Origin of the sequence: Tatumella saanichensis, assembly GCF_000439375.1 — a bacterium.
Lineage (GTDB): Bacteria > Pseudomonadota > Gammaproteobacteria > Enterobacterales > Enterobacteriaceae > Tatumella > Tatumella saanichensis.
Window position 1 is genome coordinate 17,744 of the sequence record NZ_ATMI01000047.1, and the last position, 21,767, is coordinate 39,510.

The following is a 21,767-nucleotide window of genomic DNA, read 5'->3' on the forward strand; positions in this document are numbered from 1 at the left end:
AGCTAGAATAACTAATGAATAAGGCTTCCGCCCTGATAAATGTATGTAAAAATGTTTATTAAATTTTAATAAAATGTATTGGAGTTTTCGTGGATCAACCAAAAAACCTGCATGTCGGTCTGGCGTTGCTGGCGATGGCGCTGGGTGGTTTCGCTATCGGTACCGGCGAATTTGTGATTATGGGACTGTTACCTGACGTTGCCCACGGACTGGGACGCTCTGTCACCAGTGCCGGTAATGCCATCACCAGCTATGCGTTAGGGGTAGTGGTTGGCGCGCCGCTGATTGCCGTTACCGGCGCCCGCCTCGCCAGAAAACATCTGTTGTTGGGCCTGATGACGCTGTTTACCGTCGGTAACTTGGCCAGTGCTTTCGCACCGGGTTACTACAGCTTTATCCTGATGCGTTTTATCAGTGGGCTGCCACACGGTGCTTACTTCGGGGTTGCGTCGCTGGTGGCGGCTTCAATGGTGCCGCAGCAGCAAAGAGGTAAAGCCATTGGCCGGATGATGACCGGTCTGACCATCGCCACCCTGCTGGGCGTGCCTCTCGCTTCTTGGATCGGGCACCATCTTAGCTGGCACTATGCCTTCCTGATGGTAGGGGTCTGTGCACTGGTATGTGTCCTGATGATGTTGCGCTACGTCCCTTACCAAGCCGGAGATCCGTCAGCCCATCCGTTGCAGGAATTGGGGGCGCTGAAAGCTCCGGTGGTGCTGATGACTCTACTGACTGGCTCCGCTGGATTCTGCGGGATGTTTGCTCTGTTCAGTTACATTACCCCGACCCTGGCCCATGAAGCAGGAATGCCGGAATGGGCGATCCCTTGGGTAATGGCTGCCTTTGGCCTCGGTATGGTGGTCGGCATGATGCTAGGTGGACGTCTTTCTGACTGGAGTGTACGAAAAGCCATTAGCGTGGCACTGGTGTGGAATCTGGTGGTCATGGTGCTGTTCCCATTGATGGCGATGCATGTTATCAGCGGTATGATCGTTACCTTTATGATTGGCACCACTGCTTTACTGATCCCTAGCCTGCAGATCCGCCTGATGGATGTTGCCGGTAAAGCGCAAACTTTGGCTGCAGCAATGAATCACTCGGCGCTGAATATTGCCAACGCTCTTGGAGCTTTCTTAGGTGGAGTGGTGATCAATGCTGGTATGGGCTGGACCTCGACAGCCTGGGTCGGCGGCGCATTGGGTATCCTTGGGCTGGTGGTCTATCAGTGTTCTCTGAGGCTGAAATCCTCTTCGTTATCGTAATCTTGCACACCGAACAAGGCGACCTCTGGCCTTGTTCGGTGAAACATCCTGTCACTTTTCCCCCCGTATGACTCCCATCCTCAGGTTTACAAACCGCTGGTTACCTTTTATACCCAATAATAACAGCGAATGCGTTGTACTCCGTCTTCAGGGCTTAACACTGATGCCCTGTCAGTCTCATTACTCAGAAGGGGAGAACTATGTCTGTTGCATCACGAAGAGATTTTTTGCGTGTTATGTCACAAATAGCGGTCAGTGCGCCCCTGCTGCTTACCGCGGCAGCCCGCGGCGAATCGACCTCGCCGCTGATGCCCGAGCACTTTATGTTATCCGCCAATGGTTGGGTGCCGAATAACCGCCATCTGCCGGTATTGCTCTATCGACAGGTACTACCGTTGTCAGGACAGGTCACTAGCCGCAATGAACAGGCCTTACAGCACAACGGCTGGCCACCACAGTGGGTGGCCGGTGTCTTTGACTTTCATCATTACCACAGTACTGCCCACGAAGTGCTGGGCTTTGTCGGTGGGGAAGCTAAGCTGATGCTGGGCGGCCCGGGAGGCAAAGTAGTGACTGTTAATGCCGGGGATGTGGCGCTGCTGCCTGCCGGAACCGGCCACCGCAATATCGGTAGCAGTGATGATTTTCTGGTGATCGGTGCCTATCCGCCGGATCAGCATTGGGATATCTGTCGCTCAGCACCGACCCCCGAAATGCTACAGCGTATCAATACCCTCGAATACCCACATCAGGACCCTGTCAGCGGCCAGCCGCGTCCGCTGATGTCATTCTGGCAGTCCGCGTGATCCCTATTGTTATCTTACTGGAGGCTATATGGCAGGAATAAAATCACTACTGAGTGCTGGGCTGTTACTGGCAGGAACAATGATCACAGCACAGGCGGCGACGTTACCCACCATCGGCGTGATTGGTGCCGGACAGATGGGGGGTACCCTCGCATCCTTATGGAGTAAAGCCGGTTACCCAGTGATCATCAGTTCTCGGCACCCTGATGAATTGAAACAGGAGGTCGTATCACTTGGCCATCAGGCCACTGCTGCCTCTGTGACGGACACCGCTAAAAAAGCCAATATTGTGGTACTGGCGGTGCCCTATGGTGCATTACCGGCGCTGGCAAAAACCATTGATGGGGATGTGAAGGGTAAAGTGGTGCTGGATGTCACCAACCCTTATCCTGGCCGTGATGGTCAGACCGCACAGGCTGCCCTGAAACAAGGGGTCGGTCGTTACAGTGCTGGGCTGTTCCCAGGGGCGCACTTGGTACGTGGCTTTAATTCCATTGCTGCCGCCACCCTCGATTCCGAGGCTCATCGTTCAGGGGATAAACTGGCAGTACCGATTGCCGGAGATGATAAACAGGCCCTAAATACCGTTTCGCAATTGGTAGAAAAAGCCGGGTTTGATCCCGTGGTGGCTGGGGGGCTGGATAAAGCCCGCTTATTCCAACCGGGCAGTGACTTGTTCCTCAGCAGCCTAACCCGTTCTCAGCTTCAGCAGCGTTTGAATCATTAACCGCTGAGAGAGGTGAGCGCCCTGGCGTAGGCTGGGGCTTTTTTATCTGCGGGTTTAATAGACAATTCTGACAGTTTGATGATGGTGTTTAGCTATACCACTGCGGTAACGGGATAATTAAGCCAAGAAAAAGGGGAGCTTGCGCTCCCCTTGAAGAAAACTGACGAATAAGGATTAACCCTTACGGCGGCGGCTGCGATAGAGGCAGAAACCGATAACCAGCAGCAGTACAATGATCACCCCAACCACAATGGCCGGTATCATATAAGGCTGCATGGCGACCAGTGCTGGTGGATGCCCCCCTTTGCGTACCCAAGCCACATCACCGGCTTGAACCGTGACATTCGGGTTACCGAAATTGTGCAGCACATAGTTACTGATATCGGCGATCTGCTGGTCATTCAGATGATCCACATACGACGAGGACGATCCGAAGCCCGGCATCAGCACTTGATGATCGGCAGTATTACGTTGCACACCGTACAGGATGGTCGCAATCAAGTTCTGCGGATGGATCATCCCTGTCGCAGTATTGTTAAACAGTGATGGATAGGCTTGGTTTTTACTGCCTGCACCGTCAGGCTGATGACAACTTGCACAACTACCACTGAACAGGGCCGCGCCGCTTTTCAACGAGTCACGGGCATTGTTCGGCGCCATACCGCGTACTGTATCGTCGACATCGGTGGCAGAAGAACCGTAACTATAGGATGGCTGTGTTTCACCCTCAGTGCGAATAGGCGTCGTCTGTTTTAGATAGGTGGCAATCGCATGTAGGTCACTGTCTGGTAGGTACTGCAAGCTGTGCTCAACGGCTTCCGCCATACCGCCCGCTGCCTGATTCTTCCCGGCGGTGCGGCCAGTTTTCAGGTACTGAACAATTTCATCATCGCTCCAGCCACCGATACCACTGACTTTATCCGAAGTTATATTTGGCGCATACCAGCTCCCCAGTGGTGCTCCGGCCAGCGGATGATCGGTATCCTCGTTCATCATAAAGCCGCGCGGCGTATGACAGGTATCACAGTGCTCCAAGCCGTTGACCAGATAATTACCGCGGTTCCATTCGGCACTTTTCGAGGAATCGATCTGGTAATCTTTGGTGTTGGCATACAGCATATTCCAGAATTTCATGCTGAATCGCAGGTTGAACGGGAATGCCAGATCCGTCTGAGTATTTACGCGATGAACCGGTTTGACCCCGTGCATAAAGTAGTAGTACAGCGCATGCAGATCACTATCGGTCATCATATGGTACGAGGTGTACGGCATGGCCGGATAGAGCTGCGCCCCGTCCGCTCGTATACCGTGCCTTACGGCATCGGAAAACTGCTGCTCGGTATAATGGCCGATACCGGTCATTACATCGGGGGTGATGTTGGTTGAGTAAATCGCACCCATCGGAGAAGCAATCGCATAACCGCCGCTGAACGCGGTTTTGCTGCCGGGTTCAGTGTGACAGGCCTGACAGTCAGAGGCGGTCGCTACTTCCTGCCCCTGCTTCAACAGCGTCTGGTCGAGGTCATCAGCATTTGCGCTCAAGGCACTGCATCCCGCATAAATCAGCGCCGCCGCACTCAGTTTGATCAGAAAGGAGGTTTTCATGCGAGCTCCTTCATATGCTGAGACATATCATGGGCTGCTTTCAGTCCTAATGCCGCCATACTCAGGGTGCTGTTTACCACGCTGGCAGAAGGGATAGCACCGCCACCCGGTAACCACAGGTTTTCATGGTCGAAGGTTCGGCAGTTGCCATCTACCACCGAATCTTTCGCCGATTTACCCATAATGGTGCCGCCCATAATGTGATTGTTGGCATTCAATGCAGTGGTGATATTGAATTCTTTAGCGTTAAACAGTGAACCGATATGCTGCAGCTGTTCATGAGCGGCGGTCGCCCCTTTACGCACATAATCCCCGACATCGTAGTGAATATCTGGACACGCCAGACCGTGCGGATCTTTACGGGTTTTGCTGAGCGTTAAACGGTTTTCTGGATCGGCTAACGGCTCTAGGCTGATGGAGAGGTCAACACCGTGGATAGAACGGTAACGGATCTCTTCATCCAGCGCTTTACCGACCAGTCCTTTCGCCAGCGCTTGCTGAGTAGCAGGGACCACTCGGGAGATATTGTTAAGGATCATCTTATTAGCTGAGTACTGACTGCGGAAATCCCCATCACGTGGACCGACCATGCAACTGCTCTGCGCCGGACCGCGGCCCAGCCAAACTGGCTCTTCTGTCAGGAAGCTGCAGTGGAAACCGGAGTGGTCCATCATATTCCGGCCAACCATATCAGAACTGTTGGCAATACCGTTCGGGTTGGCGCTGTTAGCTGCTAGCAACAGTAGACGCGGGGTCTCGATACCGTTACAGGCCAGGGCAAAGGCTTTAGCGGTAGCTTTATGTGAGGCACCTTTGTTGTCCAGCCAGTGCACCGCAGTGACGCGGTTGTTGTCATCAGTATCGATTTTATAGACCACGGATTCTGACAGAACTACCGCACCTTTCTGCTCGGCACGCTCAACGTGATGGATACCGTTATACATCGCGCCAATCGGGCAGATCGGCTGACAGTTATTGTTACCACAACAGACCGGACGACCTTCCCAAGGACGGGTACTGCGGCCTTGGGGGATCGGTACCAGATTATAGCCATGAGGGTTAACCACACTGGCAAAATAGGTATCACCGTGGGCAAATGGCACCATATCCATAGGATAAGGCTTACTGCGCTCTCTTGGCGACTGCATTGACGGATCGCTCGGTCCGGCAACACCGATTTCATATTCGGCTTCACAGTACCAGGGTTCCATTTCATCATAAGTGATAGCCCAGTCACGACCTACGCCGTACTTACTTTGCATCACAAAGTCGCTGGGCATATGACGCCAGCAGGAAGCCGCCCAGTGCCAGGTGGTGCCGCCGACAGTACGCAGATATCCCTGCTGGAAGCTGCCGGCGCTTGGACCAGTAACATTCACATAGTTATTTTTCGGGAAATAGAGTGGGGCAGGTGCTAGCGGTGACTGAGGATACAGTCCTTGGAAATCAGAACCGGCTCGGTTAGCAAACGGCATATTCCGCCAGTTTTCTACGGCCTGGGCACGGCTGATACGTAAACCTGCTTCGAGGATTAATACTGAATACCCTTGACTGACCAATCGGTCTGCAATCATCCCGCCAACAATACCGGATCCCACTATGACTATATCTGCGGAGGCATCGCCACTCGCAGTAAATTCTGGTTTTTTCATCGTAATAATTCTTTTTTTATAGGTGTGAATTAAAGGCTGTTGATTAACTCAGGATCTAACGGGTCTGGAACCGGCTCGGTCCACCACAGCGGACCATTACCGCAGTAGGTCGGAACCACCAGGCCGTCACTGACGGTGGCGTACATCAAGGCATCTTTATAGGCTACCAGTGTCCCTTTGTAGTCACTGCCGATAGTGCCGGTGTACCAGGCGGTCAGTATCTCTTGTAGAAAATCGCCAAGACCGGCTGCCACTGCTTTCTGTTTAAAACTGACAGCGCTGTCAGAAGGCTGACGCAGTCGGGCCAGTTGAGAAATTTTGCTGGCGAACTGGGCATCACGCTTATCAAAGGCTGTCAGAAAACGGGCGGCCAATTGTGGGTTGATATGTTTGTGTTCGGTGATCCCCTGCGACACGGAAATAAAGTCCCGAGTCGGATCACTGCCCCGCGGGACACTGTCCGCAAAGCTACGCAGTGGCAGGCACGTAGCCAGACCAGCGGCGGAAATGACCAGCGCAGATTTGATAAAATCCCTGCGACTGGAACCGATACCATTTTCGCTGGCATCAGATGGAAGACATTGCTGTGACTCTGGTTTCATTAGGAGTTCCCCCCCCTGTCAGACTATGTGATTGAAACCACACTTTATAACGAAAGGATAATGGCTTGTTAAATATAATTGATATTGATGTGTGAAAAAAAGCACGTTTTGCACATTTATGTAAATACTGACTTAGCGATGCTCAGTATCTGATATAAAAATAGCAAAGGGCTGCCAAGGGCTGCAGAAAAATTCAATGTTTATATCTTTCAATTACACGATTTTGTGAGGCAAAAACATTCAATGAATCTTAAGTAAAACTTACTGGCCGCCGTGCATGGGGACGCAACGGCGGCAGGGAGAAGTGGGCTTAATCGAGTTGACCGCTGACCTGTTGATGCAAAGATTTACTTGGGCCTTGTAATCCGGTCAAGGTAACTTGGGTATGATAGCGCTGGTAGCGCTGCTCAATGGCATCTAGGGCAGCCACCGACGACGTGTCCCACACCACTGCTGAAGAAAGATCGATAATCACTTGTGAGGGGTCAGTGGCGTAGTCAAAGTGTTCATAAAGGTCATTGCTGCTGGCGAAGAACAAGGTACCACGCACATGATAGGTGGCCGTCTTCCCATCCGCTGACAATTCGCGTTCGGTGGTGATCACATGACTGATGCGGCGAGCGAACCACAGAATGGCCAGTACCACGCCGCTTACTACGCCCAATGCCAGATTACTGGTGGACACCGTTATCACCACCGTAGCCAGCATAATCAGTGTTTCTGAGAGCGGCAGGCGGCGTAAAGTTGCTGGGCGCACGCTGTGCCAGTTGAGGGTCTTTACGGCCACCACCATCATAATCGCCGCCAGCACCACCATCGGAATGTGCGCCATGACCTGACTGAGCACGCTCACCAGCAGCAGCAGCACGATCCCCGCCACCAATGTCGACAGGCGGCTGCGGGCTTTGCCCAGTTCAACGTTTACCACGGTTTGACCAATCATCGCACAGCCGGCAATCCCCCCATAAAAAGCTGCCAGAATATTAGCAATGCCCAGTCCGACAGCTTCTTTCGCTTTAGAAGAGTGGGTATCGGTCAGGTCATCGACCATCTTGGCGGTCAATAAGGTTTCAATCAAACCCACTAATGCCACGCTGACTGCAGTCGGCCAAATAATGGCCAAGGTATGCAGGTTGAGAGGCACTTGTAATTGCGTCAGCCCTGGCAGGCCCGCGCTCATTGGACCTTCATCGCCTACCGTTGGCACCCGATAACCCAGACTCCAGGCTGCGGCAGTGATCACCACAATGGCGATCAGCGGTGCCGGTATCGCGCTAAACAGGCGCGGTAACAGCAACACAATGCCCAAAGTCACGGCAAACATTCCCCACACCAGCGGCGCTTGTCCCCAGATATGGGGTACTTGGGCATAGAAAATGAGTAACCCTAACGCGTTAACGAAGCCGGTCATGACCGAACGTGGGATATAACGCATCATTCGCGTCATTCCTGACAGACTCAGGGCAATCTGTAACAAACCCGCCAGTACCACCGTCGGCAACAAATAGGCGATACCTTGCTGGTGGACCAGCGGCGCGATCACCAGCGCCACAGAACCTGCTGCCGCGCTGACCATTGCCGGGCGTCCGCCAATCAATGACAGCGTTAGGCAGATCACTACTGAGGCGATCAAACTGACTTTCGGATCGACCCCCGCGACCACCGAGAAGGAAATCACTTCGGGGATCAGCGCCAGCGCCGTCACAATACCCGCCAACGTCTCACGACTTAGCAGGGTGGGTTTACGGATCACCTCAAAAATTCCGGGGGAGACAGGAGAAGGTTGTGCAGGAGATGTTTCCTGATTCATCTGTGGGTCACTCTTATGGTTATTCTGTTCAGGCAGGTGCCGGACGGGCCGGACTCGGTGAAAGCATGATTATAACGGATATTGCAGCGACTGCGTATCCATCACCTAGGTTATCCGGCAGTGTGACGGCCGGATAACCTGTTTATCAGTTATTTTTTTCCAGAGAATAAAAAACGCAGCACCGGAATACGCAGGTGAATTTCGTACAACATAAAAGAAAGGCCAAACACAAACAGCAACCCAGCAAAAAAGCCTAAGGTATCGCTGTGGATCAACGGCATGATCCACAACCCAAAAATCAGGGTTAGCGGGTGATGCACTAGGTAGATAAACAGTGACGCATTCACCAAATAGCTGACCTTGGCGGAAGAGTAGTTCAACAGACGATGACCACTGCTGAAACAGATATTCAGCATACATAACCCCATCACCATCGAAATCAACGCATCCAGCTCATATAACCAGCCATCGCCAGCACTGTGATGCAGATTGAGGTGGTAGAGCAGAAAGGCGATGATAGCACCGGTCCATAGCACGGGATGCGGGCGGATAAACAGGGCTTTGGCCTGTGGGTTAATCCAAGCAAATGCCCCCAGTGCAAAGAACGGCAAGAAAAACAGTGTCTGCATAACTGCCAAGGTAAATAATCCGTCAGATAATACCCCAGGCAGTTGCCACAGCATCAGTCGGCGGAAGGTCCCCCATAGCAACACGGCCAAAGTGAGGGCGCTAAACAGACGAGGCCAAGTCACGGTTAAGGCCGACAGTTTGTCATGGTGGCGGCGGAATAAGGAAAATAACCACAGTCCGGTAGCCGTTAGCAACAGCAGCACCAGCAGAAACCACAGGTGTGAAATAAGTTGCCATACTAAGGTGTTATAGCGTTGATACCACGAAAATTGATCCCAACCGGGAAACTTATCCGCCACATCTTTTAACATAAAAAACTGCGGTAAGGTGATCAACGGGATCGCGGCCAGAAAGGGGATCCCTACGCGTTCGAAACGGACTCTCAGCCAACGTCCCGGTTGATAGCGTAGATACAGCATGTAGGAGAAATAGCCAGAAATAACGAAAAAGACCTGCATGCGGAAAGAGTGTATAAACTCATTAAATAGGGTTAACCATAGCGACGGGATAGCACTGTTTATCGTCCAATTTTGGGTGGAATACATTAACGAGACATGAAAAGGCACACCCAGCAGCATCAGCCAGGCGCGAATGGAATCCAGAAAATACTCTCGTTCGGTTTTAGCAGGACTCATAGTTACACTCATCAGATAAATTAGAACTTTCCGGCCACAGCGAATGTTAAAGCCGGTCTATAATTGTATCAGACCTGAGAAAAGGGCTGCCGGTTTCGTTAAAGATTCTGAAAAAAAACACTGGCAGCAGGATATTAGCGACATTCTTCTGAGGTCGCTGTCAGAATTCCAAATAATCCATTACTATGAACGCGATTTTTCAGGCACACGCACGTAAGGGGGAGATGTGCTTAATAAAGAACATAAAAAAACAGGTTTACCCAAAATGCACTGGATGGGTGCTGCGGTCTTTCTGGCGCTGTATGCCAATCAAAGTTTTGCTTTTGATTTAAATGATGTGGCTAAACAAGCAAAGACACTGGCTGGACAAAGTTATGAAGCACCAAAAAGTAACCTGCCTGCACAGTTCCGTGATCTGAAATATACCGATTATCAGCAGATTCAGTTTCGCAGTGATAAAGACTATTGGGGCAAACTGCGTACGCCATTTAAACTGCAGTTCTACCATCAGGGCATGTACTTTGATCTGCCGGTGAAACTGAATGAAGTTACTGCCAATACTGTCCGTGAAATCAAATACAACCCAGATTACTTTAGTTTTGGCAATATTAATCATGACGCCAACGCGGTGAAGAACCTCGGCTTCGCTGGGTTTAAAGTGCTTTACCCGTTGAACACTAAAAAGAAAGAAGATGAAATTGCCAGCTTCTTGGGTGCGAGTTATTTTCGTGTAATTGGTGCCGGTCAGACCTACGGTCTGTCAGCCCGTGGCTTGGCGATTGATACTGCACTGCCGTCTGGTGAAGAATTCCCACGCTTTAAGGAGTTCTGGATCGAACGTCCTAAGCCACAGGATAAACAGCTGACTATCTATGCACTGTTAGATTCGCCACGCGCCACCGGTGCTTACCGTTTTGTTATCCATCCGGGACAGAGCAGCACTGTGGATGTCAGTTCCAAAATCTTCCTACGAGACAGTGTAGGCAAACTGGGCATTGCGCCGCTGACCAGTATGTTCCTATTTGGGGCTAACCAGCCGTCACCGACCATGAATTACCGTGATGAATTACATGATTCTGACGGACTTTCACTCCACAATGGTAACGGTGAGTGGATCTGGCGTCCGCTTAACAATCCTCGCCGTCTGGCGGTCAGCACCTATAGCCTGGAGGATCCGAAAGGCTTTGGTCTGCTGCAGCGTAACCGCGATTTCAGTCACTATCAGGACCTGGATGACCGTTATGATCAGCGCCCGAGTGCTTGGATTGAACCGAAAGGGAATTGGGGTAAAGGCCATGTTGAGCTGGTGGAAATCCCGACCAACGATGAAACCAACGATAATATCGTGGCTTTCTGGTCACCGGATCAAATGCCAGCACCAGGCAAAGAAGCTGACTTTAACTATCGTATTAACTTCACCCGCGACGAAGGTAGCCTGCATTCACCGGACGTTGCTTGGGTGAAAGATACTCTGCGTTCTGCCGGTGATGTTAAACAGTCAAATCTGGTGCGTCAGCCTGACGGCTCTATCGCTTTCATCATTGATTTTACAGGTAAAGCCATGAGTAAATTGCCTGCAGATACTCAAGTGGCTCCTCAAGTCAGCATCGGTGATAACGGTGAAGTAGTAGAAGAAAGTGTACGTTATAACCCAGTCACAAAGGGCTGGCGTCTGGTGTTACGCCTGCGGGTCAAAGATCCGAAGAAAACCACTGAGATGCGCGCTGCCTTAGCCAGCGGCGATAAAACGTTGACGGAAACATGGAGCTATCAGTTACCAGCCAATGAATAAATCAACTTTTAACCCAGAAAATTATATCGACGCTCTGCCGCTACCTGCGGCAGAGCAGTCGCAACTGAAATCCACCGCCAGTGACGATTTTGCTGGCTTTCAGCAACAGTTGGGGGATCACCAGGATCATGCTGCCAGCAGCCGTGAAGATGATACGCCACTGACCTCGGTCTCCTCTAGGGTGGAGATGGGGTGGCCGGGTGCCGTCGATCAGGGTAAGCAGTTCGGAAAAGATGATCTGCAACGGACTACCCTGAAAGCGATGCCGAAAGTCACTCGTGCCGGTATGTATCCAGAAGCCTGGGAAACCAATCCGTTAAGTCGGATGTGGAATGCCATGCGTGGCCGCTCGAAAAACCGGCCGCACCACGATCAGGCTAGCATTGATGCCCGTATCGCCGAAGAAAAATGGCGCACCGTGGGATCGATTCGTCGCTATATCCTGCTGATCTTGACCATGGTGCAAACGGTGATTGCCACTTGGTACATGAAAACCATCTTACCTTACCAGGGCTGGGATCTGCTCGATCCTTCTGAACTGATTAATCAAGGTGTTAAAGAGTCGGTGGTTCAGTTGCTGCCCTATCTCCTGCAAACGGGGATATTAATACTGTTTGCTATCCTGTTCTGCTGGGTGTCTGCCGGTTTCTGGACCGCCTTAATGGGCTTCGTGCAGTTAATGATCGGCAAAGACAAATACAGTATTTCCTATTCGACCACCGGGGATGAGCCGTTGGATCCGGAACACCGCACAGCGTTGATCATGCCTATCTGCAATGAAGACGTTGATCGAGTGTTCGCGGGATTACGGGCCACCTGGGAATCGGTCGTTCGTACCGGAAACAGCGACCATTTTGATGTCTATATCCTCAGTGACAGCTACGATGCCGATATCGCAGTGGCCGAGCAGAAAGCGTGGATGGAGTTGGTCCGTGATGTCGGGGGGGCCGGTAAAATTTTCTATCGCCGCCGCCGCCGCCGTGTTAAACGTAAAAGTGGTAACATTGATGACTTCTGCCGTCGCTGGGGCAGTCAATACAGCTATATGGTGGTATTGGATGCGGACAGTGTGATGAGCGGTGAATGTCTGACCGGCTTGGTGCGGATGATGGATGCTAACCCGAATGCCGGGATCATCCAGTCTGCGCCTAAAGCGTCAGGCATGGATACGTTGTATGCCCGTTGTCAGCAATTTGCTACCCGGGTCTACGGACCCTTGTTCACTGCTGGTCTGCACTTCTGGCAACTGGGTGAATCCCACTACTGGGGTCATAACGCCATTATTCGTGTTAAACCGTTCATCGAGCATTGTGCGCTGGCTCCGTTACCGGGGGAGGGCTCGTTTGCTGGGTCTATTTTATCCCATGACTTTGTAGAAGCAGCACTGATGCGCCGTGCAGGCTGGGGGGTGTGGATTGCCTATGATCTGCCAGGCTCTTATGAAGAGCTGCCGCCGAACTTACTGGATGAGCTGAAACGTGACCGTCGTTGGTGTCACGGGAACCTGATGAACTTCCGTCTGTTCTTGGTTAAAGGCATGCACCCAGTTCACCGTGCGGTGTTCCTGACAGGGGTTATGTCCTACCTGTCAGCACCGTTATGGTTTATGTTCCTGGCACTGTCGACCGCCTTACAGGTTGTACACACCCTGGTTGAACCGCTGTACTTCATACAACCGCGGCAATTGTTCCCAGTATGGCCGCAATGGCGCCCAGAACTGGCAATAGCCCTGTTCTCCACGACCTTGGTACTGCTGTTCTTGCCAAAACTGTTGAGTGTGATATTGATCTGGTGCAAAGGGTCTAAGGCCTATGGCGGGCCGGTACGGCTGTTTATCTCTCTGATGCTGGAAATGCTGTTCTCAGTACTGCTGGCACCGGTGCGTATGCTGTTCCATACCCTGTTTGTGGTCAGTGCTTTTCTGGGCTTGAAAGCGGTGTGGAACTCGCCACAACGTGATGATGACGCCACGCCATGGAGCGAAGCCTTTATCCGCCACGGTTCGCAAATGCTGCTAGGTATTGTCTGGGCAGTGGGTATGGGGGCCCTTGACCTGAATTTCCTGTGGTGGCTGGCACCGATTGTTTTCTCGCTGATCCTGTCGCCGATCGTGTCAGTGATCTCCAGCCGGGCGACTCTCGGTTTGAAAAGTCGTCGTGCGCGTCTGTTCTTGATCCCAGAAGAGTACAATACGCCGCAGGAATTGGTCGATACCGATAAGTATCTAAAGTTGAACCACGAGCGTGCTCTAGAGAATGGCTTTATGCATGCACTGTTCCATCCGGCATTTAATGCCCTGGCGACGGCTATGGCGACCTCTCGTCACGTGCAGAGTCCACTACTGGACCATGCCCGTGATCGTCAGGTGGATCAGGCGCTAAGCGACGCGCCGGAAAAACTTAGCCGTGATCAGCGTCTGCTGATGATCAGCGACCCGGTGATCCTGGCACGTGTACACAGCCGTTTGTGGCAGTCTGGCGATAAATACCATCAGTGGCTGAGCCGTTATCAGCAATTGACACTGAATCCGCAAAGTCTTCAGCGTCAGTAATCGCTAAGCGACTCAAATCCCTCCCTATGGAGGGATTTTTTTTGTGCATAGAAAACCCCCAGCTAGGTTGGGGGGGAGTAAAGCTTTCAGCTTTCGGCCGGATATAAAAACTCCTTTTGACTTGTTAAAACATCTTGCGGTCCGGCAACTGCAAATGTTCAACAAGAAATCAAAAGGGGTCCCAATGGGGGGACGAAAAAAGCTTAGCGCACACCCGCTGAAACTGTAAATATCATATCGTCTTTGCACCCAAATACCGACGGCAGGTGTTCTATGGGGAAAAGCGTAGGGCTGTAGGCCGTATTTTGAGGAAGTTGTGTGAGTGGAAAAATGTACACATTGGTGAGGCTGAATGTTGTGCAGATCACATCCATATGCATCTTGAGATCCCGACGAAGATAAGTGTATCGAGCTTCATGGGGTACTTGAAAAGTAAAAGTAGCCTGATGCTGTATGAGCAGTTCGGCGATTTGAAATTTAAATACCGAAACAGGGAGTTTTGGTGCCGTGGGTATTATGTTGATACGGCGGAAAAAAATACGACGAAGATAAAGGAATATATAAGACATCAACTGTCTCAGGACAAGCTGGGAGAGTAACTGTCGATAGCGACGGGCCGTAAGTAACGGTTGATGCAAATGTCAGATCGTATGCGCCTGATAGGACGCGGCTAGTAGTAGAGCCTTTAGGCGCATATGAAAAACCTCCGGCTATGCCGGAGGATATTTATTGCCTAAGTCATTATCCCTTCGATCGGTCTGCCACCCCGAAAGGCTGGTACTGTGCATACTTACAAAAGCCAAACAAAATCTAGAAAATTTCTTATCCTTGCCGCGTTGAGAAACAGGCTACACTGTCCCCCCATTGAGCGTTGGCAAAGAGGTGTAGTGATGAAGGTGTTTATGATAGTGGTTGCTGCACTGTTACTGAGTGGCTGCGGCAGTATCATCAGCCGGACAGTTCCTGGGCAGGGACACGGACATCAGTATTATCCAGGCGTTCAGTGGGATGTGCGTGGCGGTGGGCTGAGTTTCCTGACGGTACTGGACCTGCCACTGTCGCTGATTATGGATACCTTATTGCTGCCGGTTGATGCCAAACACGGCAGCTACGAGTAAGCGGAAATAGGGTAGGTGAGATTACCAGCGCTCGGACTCAGTATCGTCGTCGGTCCACTCTTCTGCGGCACGCAGTCCCTCTTCGGTATCGGTAGGCGGTGTTAACTGAAATTCGCCGTCGTCCCATTCGTGAAGGGTGTTCTCGTCCAGCCACTCCTGCTGAAGTTCCTGCGGGTCAACGTCACCGTCCCACACTGCCTGCGCTGCTTCGTCAAATAACATCGGCAGGCATTCGCCTTCTTCAGTTGTGTCCTCGCCGAAAAACTCTGCTTGCCAGCGATAGTCGCCGTCCTGCATCACATACTTTTGCAGCGAAAACTGGGTGATATTCGGATCACTGTCAGAATCGGGATAGTCAGAAAGGAAAGTTTCGCGTGCAGCCTCAATGGCTTCCGGCAAGGTAGTGTAAAGATCCATAGGTTATGCTCCGGTCCTGATTCAACATGAACCTAAAGCATAGAACAAATCAGCGCGGGAACAAGGCAGCGTAGATAATTGTGCAGAGACCCCAGGCGGAGCTCTGCACAGGGGCATCAGTATAGGGAAGGCTCACCTTCAGGGCGAGTTTTAAAGCGGCGATGCAGCCACATATACTGGTCAGGGGCTAGTAAAATGCCTTCTTCGACAATCTGATTCATGCGGGTCGCGGTGGCTGTTTCATCGGTCAGCGGCACAGAGTCGCTGGCATCTGGCAGGATCACCATCTCATAACCACGACCATTTGGCAGGCGGCGCGGCACAAAAGGGACCACCGTCGGTTTACTGGTGCGGATCAACATATAGCTGCCGCGGGTCGAGGCCGCTTGTTTCACCGCAAACAGCGGTGCAAAGACGCTGGCACGGCGGCCATAATCGTGGTCCGGCGCATACCAGACGATCTGGTTGTTCTTCAGCGCGCGGATCATCCCTTTGACATCTTTACGGTCAATCATACTTTTGTTTGAGCGCATCCGACCGTAGGTCTGTAGCCAGTCCAGCAGCTTATTATCATTAGGCCGATACACCCCGATCCCCGGGTTATAGATGCCGAAAATACGAGCACCTAATTCTAGGGTCAAAAAATGCATACCAATCAGCAATAATCCACGGCCAGTGGCCAACGCAGTGTCGATATGTTCCAGTCCGGACACCGTAAACCATTTCTTCACCCGCCATTCCGGCCAGAACCAGGCCATTCCGGTTTCCATCAGACCCATGCCAACGGATTCGAAATTATGTTTTAACATCGCTTCACGCTCGGCGGTTGGCATATCCGGGAAGCAGAGTTCAATATTGCGTCTGGCAATTTTGACGCGGCTTTTGAGAAAACGCATCGACAGCCGGCCCAGATTCACCCCCAACCAGTAAATGGCAGGATAGGGCAGTAACACCACCATATAGAGGGCGCCGATGCCCAGCCAAGTGATCCAGTAACGGGGATGAAGTAGGCTTCGGTTAAATTCAGGCAATTGGGTCATTGTTATCTACTTTGGTCCGGGCTCCGTGTCAGGACAGGGAGTAATTTTCAGAATTCTGCAGTATTGTGCCACTTTTTAACAGACTCTAAAACGTTAACCTCCAATGTAATATTCTGTTATGGCGGCTAGCGCTGGAGTTATCAGCATTAACAGTGAAATCTGCGGTGAACAACCGTTTTGCCTGTCGGTAAATTCCGCTATAATATGCGCCCTTTGAAAAACCCTCGACGTATAGGAACGAACACCATGCCAGTGTTACATAACCTTGTTTCTAATAAAGAACTTAAAGAGCGCATGCTTGCGGAAACTGAACCGCGCACCACCGTTTCTTTCTACAAATATTTCCGCATTGAGGATCCCCAGGGGTTCCGTGACCGCTTATACCGTGCATTACTTGACCTGAAGGTGTTTGGTCGTATCTATGTGGCCGCTGAAGGGATTAACGCGCAGATCAGCGTCCCGGCCAGCCGCTATGAAGCCATGAAACAGACCCTATACGGTTTCGACCCAGCGCTGGACGGTTTACGCATGAATATTGCCCTCGATGACGACGGTAAATCGTTCTGGGTACTGCGTCTAAAAGTACGTGAACGTATCGTTGCCGACGGTATCGACGATGATAGCTTCGATGCTTCCGACGTGGGTGAGTATTTGAAAGCGGATGAAGTCAACCAGATGCTGGATGACCCGGATGCAGTATTTGTCGATATGCGTAACCATTATGAATATGAAGTCGGACATTTCGACAACGCCATGGAAATCCCAGCCGACACGTTCCGCGATCAGTTACCGATGGCGGTTGATATGCTAGCTGAGCAGAAAGACAAAAAAATTGTCATGTACTGCACCGGCGGTATCCGCTGTGAAAAAGCCAGTGCCTGGATGCGCCATAAAGGTTTCGATAATGTATATCATATCGAAGGGGGGATTATCGAATATACCCGCCGTGCCCGTGAACAGGGGCTGCCCGTCCGTTTCAAAGGTAAGAACTTTGTCTTTGACGAGCGGATGGGTGAGCGTATCTCCGAGGATGTGTTAGCACATTGCCATCAGTGTGGTGCTTCTTGTGACACTCACGTTAACTGCATTAACGATGGCTGTCATTTGCTGTTTATTCAATGTCCAACCTGTGCCGAAAAATACCACGGCTGTTGCAGCCCGATGTGTATGGAAGAGTCGCAGCTGTCACCGGAAGAGCAGCGCATCCGTCGCGCCGGACGTGAAACCAGCAATAAAATTTTCAATAAATCTCGCGGTGTGTTACGAATGACCCTACCGCAACCAGTTAAACCGGACTCTGCAGAGTAAGGTTCAACAAGCAAAACGCCTGCTCAAGCCAGGCGTTTTTTATATGCAATCACAAAGTCTTGCCCGTTACAGTGGAAATTCCAAGGTTTCACTGAGATCGCCCATTGGCGGGTGGCCATTTTTGCGCAGAGCGTGATCACGTTGCGTCAGCCCCGGCAAGTGGGGAAGGTCGAATACTCGGCTGATCAGCCGCAGTATCGAACCGGTGTCATATTGGCTATGTTCAACATGCCCTTTGCGCGCGAAAGGAGAAATCACCAGCGCAGGTATTCGAGTGCCCGGCCCCCAGCGATCGCCTTTTGGCGGCGCAATATGATCCCACCAGCCACCGTTCTCATCAAAGGTCACCACCACCACCGTGTTTTGCCAAAGCGGGCTCTGTTGCAGACCGTCAATAATATGGGCGATATGGCGGTCCCCGGCATCGACATCAGAATATCCGGCATGCATATTCAGATTTCCCTGCGGTTTATAAAAACTAACCGGCGGTAGCTTACCGGCAGCCGCTGCCGCCAGGAAATGGTTGGTGTCAGCACTGTCGCCCAGTCCACCATCACGCAGATGAGTTTGGCGGTATTCCTTATGCTGCGGACCGAGATTTTCAAAATAATTCAGCGGCTGGTGGTGTAGCTGAAAATATGGCCGTGGTGGAAACGTCTTACTGTCTTGGTGATCATCTAAGGCAAACTGCCAGCCACCGGCATACCAAGCCCAGTCGATGCCTTTCTGCGATAACAGATCACCGATATGGGTATGGGTTTGTGCAGGCAGTGTTTTCGGCGAACTCGGATCAGCCAGTGCTGGGTTTTTCGGGTCTCGGCTGCCTGACGGCCAGTAGGGAGGCAGCATGGTATTTACCGCATAGCCGTCTGGAGTAATTTGACTGGGACCAAACTGTGGTATCCCTTCGAGGGCACTGTGCGGCGAGGCGTCTAAGGGTTTGAGGCGCGGATCTGCAGGGTCATCGCTCATCAAGGTCGCCACTAAGTTTTTAGCCGGAGAGTTATATACATCCGGATAGACCGGTGGCTGAGCGGCCACCAGATACTGATGGTTAAGAAAAGAGCCACCGAATGCCCCTTGGAAAAAGTTATCACACAGAGTGTACTGTTGCGCCAGTTTCCACAGTCGCAGGTTCCAAGCACTGTCAGCATAGTAGCCCATCGTCAGGGCACCGCTATCTGCCCAAGCAACGAAACGATCGTTTTTGCCGCCGTTAATCTGCATCTGATTCTGATAAAACACATGCCAGAGATCCCGGGTGACCACGCCTTGGGGCAGATATTCTCCCGCTGGCCCTTTCAGGGAAAATGGCTGATTAGGTAGGTGTTGCAACCAGGGCACCTGCTGATCGATATGATACTGGGTGTGATTGACGGTCTGTGCATCAGGCACTAATCCCTTCCAAATTGGTGGCAGTTCGTTGAGCAGTGAACCGTCACGATCCCGTTGTTGGTACTGTTCTTTAGTCAGTGACGAGAGGGGCTTTTCTACCCCAGGAAAGTTGGCAAACAGGTTGTTGAAACTGCGATTCTCGGCATAGATCACTACAATATGGTGGATATGTTGACGCAACAGCCGGTCCTGCTCACGGGCTGGTAACTGATGTAGTCGCTGGGCTGGAGGAGTTTTAGCCGCGGTTGCCTGAGCCAGCGGTAGCAAGCCAGAGCTTAATCCTAATACTGAGGCCCCAGCCAGAAAACGACGACGTGCGGGGTTATCAAGCTCAGTGGACAACGCTCCATCCGAAGGGGGGGCCGGCTGATCACTGTTGTGGGGGGTGTCGTTTTTTTTCATCGATAGTCCTCTACGGGAGTCTGATAACAGAAGCCGCAGTGATGCTATGAGGCGAGGGTGACAGATCGATGACGCTATGCTGACAGTACTGTGACAGTCACAGCAGGAAAGCAGCCCGCAGCAAGGCGGGCCGGAGTGTTGCCGGTTTCAGTGGCTGAAGCGGTGCAATGAGAAAGGTTCTAAATCGTAATCAGGGACTTGATGTTGGGCAAACTGACAGGCGATATCGGCCAGTGCGGGGGCTAATGGCAAGCTATCACGGCCACCACCGCTGATGATTAAGCAGTCCGCATTCTGTGGGGCGATATCGATAATCCATTCACCGTCGGCGGTCTGCTGATAGCATTCAGCCGTACCCCGTAGACAGCCACCGACGCCGCTCAGCGTTTCCCGCAGAAAACCGAAACATTGGCTACCGTCCGACGCGACACTGCCAAACGGCAGTAGGGTATCCGCGGAAGACAAGGATTGAGCGCTGTCCTCACGGCTGACCGGCAGAGCATCCGCTTGGCTAGGGAATGCAGAGTATTGGCTGCCGTCCGACAGTCGCAACTGCAATGCCGGGAACTGATTATGTCCGCTGTAACGGCCATCTGCCTGAAACCAGCCGGTCACCTGACGAATTGCATTTATCGGTAACTCTGGCATCAGCTGATTTAACAGACTACCGCTGCTGAGCAGCACCTTATGTCCACGGTAGACCCCATCAACAGTTTCCACCCATTGTTCGCCCTCGTGACTCTGGATACTGATGACCGGGCAGTTAAATAACTGGCCAGCACCCTGTTCACAGGCCAGACGCACCCACTCGCCGACTATTTGCTGTGCATCAACGAAACTGCCTTGAGGGTCAAAGACTGCCTCGCTGTCCGCCGGCAGACTGATCTGTGGCCAGCGTGCCTGTAGCACTGACTGAGTCAACGCTTCACTATCTGACTTCTGGCGAACCGCGACGAGCAGGGCATCATCAGGCGGGGCGGCGTACAGCACACCGCTATGCTGTATTAAGGAAGGCTGGCTTGCGGCAAATTCTTGCCATAGCTGTTGGCTGCGTGCTGCTAACGCCTGACGTGCTGGCGATGGTTGAGCGGAGGGAAATGGGAGTCGTCGCAACCCACTGTGGCCCCCGAAGCTATGGGGAGGATGTCTGGCATCAATCATCAACACTTTCAGCCCAGCACGACTGGTGTAGTAACCGGTCGCAGCACCGACAGAGCCGCTGCCGACAATAATTAGATCATAAACCATAACAATAAGATCCCTGTATCAGGTAAGCAGGCAGCATAGCAGAGGTGGGCAGCACCAACAATAAAGGCACCCTTAGGTGCCTGTTGGTAAGAGACTAATGTTTTTGCGGAGCGGAGAACGTATTTTCTGCAGATTCTATTTTCGCGATACCCGCTTCCAGTATTGAGATAAACTGGCGGGCCACATCAGTCGTCAGCCAATAAGTCGGACCTACATCGGCATTCTCTTCAGTCTGTCCTGCAGAAGATAAGGAATGCAGGCGGATCATCATGGCATCGTAGACATCAACGGTACTGATATCCCATCCGACCAGTGGATGAGTCTGGATCACATCTTTCTCTCTATCCATAAAACCTCCTGTTACTCGTTTAACTACGTGTAGGTTGAGGTTTACTTCGTTCCTCGCCAGTAAAGACAAAGCCGTATCAGTATAGCATGCCGGCCTGAGGATGGCAGAAATCTAGCATAAAATTCTGCTGGCTTACCCTATGATTGCGGCTATTAGTCGGCGGATCCCGAGTAAGGGATGCAAAGATGGCGAGTAAGCTAATGAAAAATAAGATGACTACTTTTATGATCAGCAAGGTTGTTATTGATAGGAAATATACGCGGTGACAACGAATCAGAGGTTTCTGAAGAGGAAGCGGTAAACGAAGACGCTAACGGCACTGACTAGTCCTGGTATAGATTGACAGCTTTCTGTCTGTAAAACGCCTGATGAACTTCATCGGGCGTTTTGTATTTTAGGGATTGATGTGGCCTCTCAT

At 51.7% G+C, this 21,767-nt stretch carries 18 protein-coding genes; 8 read left to right on the forward strand and 10 right to left on the reverse strand.

From position 1 onward, the window contains the following. Positions 1–134 precede the first annotated feature (134 nt). The 3 genes from DW47_RS0113455 (at position 135) to DW47_RS0113465 (ending at position 2,795) form a co-directional block, all read left to right on the forward strand. A complete protein-coding gene (locus DW47_RS0113455; RefSeq protein ID WP_051150968.1) occupies positions 135–1,262 on the forward strand; it encodes an MFS transporter in 1,128 nt (375 codons plus the stop codon). Between the two features lie 200 nt (positions 1,263–1,462). Beyond that, positions 1,463–2,068, forward strand: coding sequence for a cupin (locus DW47_RS0113460; protein ID WP_029686944.1), 606 nt, complete (start codon positions 1,463–1,465; stop codon positions 2,066–2,068). A 28-nt stretch (positions 2,069–2,096) separates the two neighbouring features. Beyond that, the gene (locus DW47_RS0113465; RefSeq protein WP_029686945.1) at positions 2,097–2,795 is read left to right on the forward strand and encodes an NADPH-dependent F420 reductase; all 699 of its coding nucleotides are present in this window, start codon (positions 2,097–2,099) and stop codon (positions 2,793–2,795) included. A gap of 174 nt (positions 2,796–2,969) precedes the next feature. Here the strand turns inward: DW47_RS0113465 and DW47_RS0113470 are convergent, their stop codons facing one another. The 5 genes from DW47_RS0113470 to mdoC all read right to left on the reverse strand — a co-directional run bounded on the left by DW47_RS0113470 (position 2,970) and on the right by mdoC (position 9,729). Further along, positions 2,970–4,400, reverse strand: a complete 1,431-nt coding sequence (locus tag DW47_RS0113470; protein ID WP_029686946.1) for a c-type cytochrome — start codon at positions 4,398–4,400, stop codon at positions 2,970–2,972. Beyond that, positions 4,397–6,052 (reverse strand): GMC family oxidoreductase, encoded by a 1,656-nt coding sequence (locus tag DW47_RS0113475; protein ID WP_029686947.1) that lies wholly within the window; start codon positions 6,050–6,052, stop codon positions 4,397–4,399. Before DW47_RS0113475 ends, DW47_RS0113470 begins: the two co-directional genes overlap by 4 nt. A gap of 29 nt (positions 6,053–6,081) precedes the next feature. Further along, positions 6,082–6,654, reverse strand: coding sequence for a sugar dehydrogenase complex small subunit (locus DW47_RS0113480; RefSeq protein WP_029686948.1), 573 nt, complete (start codon positions 6,652–6,654; stop codon positions 6,082–6,084). Between the two features lie 310 nt (positions 6,655–6,964). Further along, positions 6,965–8,464: a SulP family inorganic anion transporter gene (locus DW47_RS0113485; protein WP_029686949.1), complete on the reverse strand. Its 1,500-nt coding sequence runs from the start codon at positions 8,462–8,464 to the stop codon at positions 6,965–6,967. Positions 8,465–8,613: 149 nt separating this feature from the next. After that, entirely contained in the window at positions 8,614–9,729 is a 1,116-nt protein-coding gene (gene mdoC / locus DW47_RS0113490; RefSeq protein ID WP_029686950.1) for a glucans biosynthesis protein MdoC, read from the reverse strand. A gap of 265 nt (positions 9,730–9,994) precedes the next feature. Between mdoC and DW47_RS0113495 the strand changes: the two genes are divergently transcribed. The 4 genes from DW47_RS0113495 (at position 9,995) to DW47_RS0113510 (ending at position 15,190) form a co-directional block, all read left to right on the forward strand. Further along, on the forward strand, positions 9,995–11,521 hold the full coding sequence (locus tag DW47_RS0113495) for a glucan biosynthesis protein G (protein WP_152473176.1): 1,527 nt from the start codon (positions 9,995–9,997) through the stop codon (positions 11,519–11,521). Continuing rightward, a complete protein-coding gene (mdoH, locus tag DW47_RS0113500) occupies positions 11,514–14,072 on the forward strand; it encodes a glucans biosynthesis glucosyltransferase MdoH (protein ID WP_029686952.1) in 2,559 nt (852 codons plus the stop codon). Before DW47_RS0113495 ends, mdoH begins: the two co-directional genes overlap by 8 nt. A 236-nt stretch (positions 14,073–14,308) precedes the next feature. After that, on the forward strand, positions 14,309–14,671 hold the full coding sequence (tnpA, locus tag DW47_RS16510) for an IS200/IS605 family transposase (protein ID WP_241430762.1): 363 nt from the start codon (positions 14,309–14,311) through the stop codon (positions 14,669–14,671). 291 nt (positions 14,672–14,962) lie between these two features. Continuing rightward, positions 14,963–15,190: a YceK/YidQ family lipoprotein gene (locus tag DW47_RS0113510; protein ID WP_029686953.1), complete on the forward strand. Its 228-nt coding sequence runs from the start codon at positions 14,963–14,965 to the stop codon at positions 15,188–15,190. A gap of 21 nt (positions 15,191–15,211) precedes the next feature. Here DW47_RS0113510 and DW47_RS0113515 read toward each other — a convergent pair whose 3' ends face one another. Then, complete coding sequence (locus tag DW47_RS0113515; RefSeq protein WP_029686954.1) at positions 15,212–15,607, reverse strand: MysB family protein; 396 nt, start codon at positions 15,605–15,607, stop codon at positions 15,212–15,214. Positions 15,608–15,723: 116 nt separating this feature from the next. Continuing rightward, positions 15,724–16,647, reverse strand: coding sequence for a Kdo(2)-lipid IV(A) acyltransferase (locus DW47_RS0113520; RefSeq protein WP_029686955.1), 924 nt, complete (start codon positions 16,645–16,647; stop codon positions 15,724–15,726). 246 nt (positions 16,648–16,893) lie between these two features. Between DW47_RS0113520 and trhO the strand changes: the two genes are divergently transcribed. Then, the gene (trhO, locus tag DW47_RS0113525) at positions 16,894–17,955 is read left to right on the forward strand and encodes an oxygen-dependent tRNA uridine(34) hydroxylase TrhO (protein WP_029686956.1); all 1,062 of its coding nucleotides are present in this window, start codon (positions 16,894–16,896) and stop codon (positions 17,953–17,955) included. A 66-nt stretch (positions 17,956–18,021) separates the two neighbouring features. On the opposite strand, the gene acpA is transcribed toward trhO, so the two are convergent. The 3 genes from acpA to bssS form a co-directional block, all read right to left on the reverse strand. Next, complete coding sequence (gene acpA, locus DW47_RS0113530) at positions 18,022–19,752, reverse strand: acid phosphatase (RefSeq protein ID WP_038027593.1); 1,731 nt, start codon at positions 19,750–19,752, stop codon at positions 18,022–18,024. Positions 19,753–19,899: 147 nt separating this feature from the next. Beyond that, complete coding sequence (gene solA, locus DW47_RS0113535) at positions 19,900–21,000, reverse strand: N-methyl-L-tryptophan oxidase (RefSeq protein WP_029686958.1); 1,101 nt, start codon at positions 20,998–21,000, stop codon at positions 19,900–19,902. A 94-nt stretch (positions 21,001–21,094) separates the two neighbouring features. Further along, a complete protein-coding gene (gene bssS, locus DW47_RS0113540; protein ID WP_029686959.1) occupies positions 21,095–21,349 on the reverse strand; it encodes a biofilm formation regulator BssS in 255 nt (84 codons plus the stop codon). Between the last annotated feature and the right edge of the window lie 418 nt (positions 21,350–21,767).

Coding starts and splice junctions, on each gene's coding strand:
- DW47_RS0113475 (WP_029686947.1), bottom strand. CDS start 6,052: ATGAAAAAACCAGAATTTACTGCGAGTGGCGATGCCTCCGCAGATATA.
- DW47_RS0113495 (WP_152473176.1), top strand. CDS start 9,995: ATGCACTGGATGGGTGCTGCGGTCTTTCTGGCGCTGTATGCCAATCAA.
- mdoC (WP_029686950.1), bottom strand. CDS start 9,729: ATGAGTCCTGCTAAAACCGAACGAGAGTATTTTCTGGATTCCATTCGC.
- bssS (WP_029686959.1), bottom strand. CDS start 21,349: ATGGATAGAGAGAAAGATGTGATCCAGACTCATCCACTGGTCGGATGG.
- DW47_RS0113515 (WP_029686954.1), bottom strand. CDS start 15,607: ATGGATCTTTACACTACCTTGCCGGAAGCCATTGAGGCTGCACGCGAA.
- solA (WP_029686958.1), bottom strand. CDS start 21,000: ATGGTTTATGATCTAATTATTGTCGGCAGCGGCTCTGTCGGTGCTGCG.
- DW47_RS0113485 (WP_029686949.1), bottom strand. CDS start 8,464: ATGAATCAGGAAACATCTCCTGCACAACCTTCTCCTGTCTCCCCCGGA.
- DW47_RS0113455 (WP_051150968.1), top strand. CDS start 135: ATGGCGCTGGGTGGTTTCGCTATCGGTACCGGCGAATTTGTGATTATG.
- DW47_RS0113520 (WP_029686955.1), bottom strand. CDS start 16,647: ATGACCCAATTGCCTGAATTTAACCGAAGCCTACTTCATCCCCGTTAC.
- DW47_RS0113465 (WP_029686945.1), top strand. CDS start 2,097: ATGGCAGGAATAAAATCACTACTGAGTGCTGGGCTGTTACTGGCAGGA.
- trhO (WP_029686956.1), top strand. CDS start 16,894: ATGCCAGTGTTACATAACCTTGTTTCTAATAAAGAACTTAAAGAGCGC.
- DW47_RS0113460 (WP_029686944.1), top strand. CDS start 1,463: ATGTCTGTTGCATCACGAAGAGATTTTTTGCGTGTTATGTCACAAATA.
- DW47_RS0113480 (WP_029686948.1), bottom strand. CDS start 6,654: ATGAAACCAGAGTCACAGCAATGTCTTCCATCTGATGCCAGCGAAAAT.
- DW47_RS0113510 (WP_029686953.1), top strand. CDS start 14,963: ATGAAGGTGTTTATGATAGTGGTTGCTGCACTGTTACTGAGTGGCTGC.
- acpA (WP_038027593.1), bottom strand. CDS start 19,752: ATGAAAAAAAACGACACCCCCCACAACAGTGATCAGCCGGCCCCCCCT.
- mdoH (WP_029686952.1), top strand. CDS start 11,514: ATGAATAAATCAACTTTTAACCCAGAAAATTATATCGACGCTCTGCCG.
- DW47_RS0113470 (WP_029686946.1), bottom strand. CDS start 4,400: ATGAAAACCTCCTTTCTGATCAAACTGAGTGCGGCGGCGCTGATTTAT.